The organism is Micromonospora sp. M51, from assembly GCF_018070305.1.
Taxonomy (GTDB): Bacteria; Actinomycetota; Actinomycetes; order Mycobacteriales; family Micromonosporaceae; genus Micromonospora; species Micromonospora parva.
In genome coordinates, this window is sequence record NZ_JAGPXZ010001047.1 from 1 (window position 1) to 1,642 (window position 1,642).

Annotated in this window: 1 protein-coding gene and 1 pseudogene; both read right to left on the bottom strand. The window is 72.7% G+C overall.

Translation table 11 applies throughout. The features are described from left to right. Window positions 1–543 (bottom strand): ATP-binding cassette domain-containing protein (locus tag KBX53_RS32310; RefSeq protein ID WP_210863640.1); only part of this gene is annotated, 543 nt, incomplete at its 3' end. Between the two features lie 30 nt (window positions 544–573). Then, window positions 574–1,642, bottom strand: a pseudogene (locus KBX53_RS32315) (AfsR/SARP family transcriptional regulator); the annotation flags it as partial.

Below are 1,642 nucleotides of genomic sequence, written 5' to 3' on the forward strand. Positions count from 1 at the left end.
GCCCCGGACCAGGTCCCACACCTGGTTGCGGCTGCGCGGGTCCAGGCCGGTCGTCGGCTCGTCGAGGAAGAGCACCCGAGGGGTACGGATCAGGCTGGCGGCGAGGTCCAGCCGGCGGCGCATCCCGCCCGAGTACTCGCCCGCGGACCGGTTCGCCGCCTCGCTCAGCCCGAACCGTTCCAGCAGTTCGTCGGCGCGTCGGCGGGCAGCCCCTCGGCCGAGCCGGAACTGCCGGCCGAACAGTTCCAGGTTCTGCCGACCACTGAGGGTCTCGTCCACCGCGGCGTACTGCCCGGTCAGCCCGATCCGGGCGCGCACCTCGTCGGGCTGGCGCAGCACGTCGTACCCGGCCACGCTGGCGGTGCCGCTGTCGAAGCGCAGCAGCGTGGTGAGGATCCGTACCGCCGTCGTCTTGCCCGCGCCGTTGGGGCCGAGCAGCCCGTACACGGTGCCGGCCGGCACGGCCAGGTGGAAGGTGTCCAGCGCGCGGGTGGGGCCGTAGCGCTTACCCAGCCCTTCGGCCACCACGTCGAATGTCGTCATGCCCCCACCGTGCGGTGGCTCGCTGACGGGTCACGCACGCTCCGCTGACGGCGGCGCACCAGGGCCGGCCTTCTCCGCCTCGGTGATCTGTTCGAGAACGAACATGATCTCCGTACGGGTGGCGTCGCCGACGTACCAGCCGGTGAGTCCGCCGGTCAGCGCCGCTTCGCAGAACCGCCTCGCCTCGGCCAGGTCACCGCGCAGCCGGGCAACCTGGGCGAGGCCGAGCCGGGCGCCGGAGACGAACTCCGGTGCGCCGCTGCGCTGCGCGAGGAGCAGGGCGGCGGCGAAGTCGTCGCCCGCGGCGCCGAGGTCACCGGCGCGCAGCCTGATCTCGCCCCGGGTACGCAGCATGTCGGCCCGGTCGACAGTCGATTCGAGTTCCTCGGCCAATCTCATGGCCTGGTCCATGTGTGCACCCGCCGCTTCCGGATCGTCACGCCAGGCGGCGAGTTCGCCGAGCACGCCCAGCGTGATCATGGACCCCCAGCGGTCCCCGGCCTGCCGGAAGCCGTCGAGTGCGGTCTCCAGTGCCGTCGCGGCCTGGTCCCACCGGCCACTCCACATCTGCGCCGAGCCACTGCCCATTGCGCCCAGCGCGTTGATCCACACGTCGGAGCCGACCAGCCGCCGCAGCTCCCGCATCAGCTCGTTGACGTGCTCGGACCCGCCGGACGGCGGTCCGGCCGAGATCCCGGACAGATACAGCAGGAAGGGTTGCCGGGGCGGACGGTCGAGACTGCGGATGACGGAACGCTGCGTCGTCAGCGAGTCCAGCGGCCCCGATCCACCGAGCGAGGCGTTGTAGACGCAGAGCGTGTACTCCTCGCGCAGCGCCGCAGGCGCTTCGGGGCCGAGCACACCGAGGACGTCGGCCGCCAGCCGGGCCCCTTCCCCGCGCATGCCGCGCAGCCACCAGTAGAACGACAGGGCGGCGACCATCCCGGCCGCGTCGGACGCGTCACCGGCGGCCGTGGCCCGGCGCAACGCCGCGTGCAGGTTGTCCCGCTCGGCGTCGAGCAGTCGCAACCAGTGCAGCTGTTCGGCGCGCCGGAGGTGGTCGCTGGCGGTCCAGGCGAACTCCAGGAAGTACGCGGTG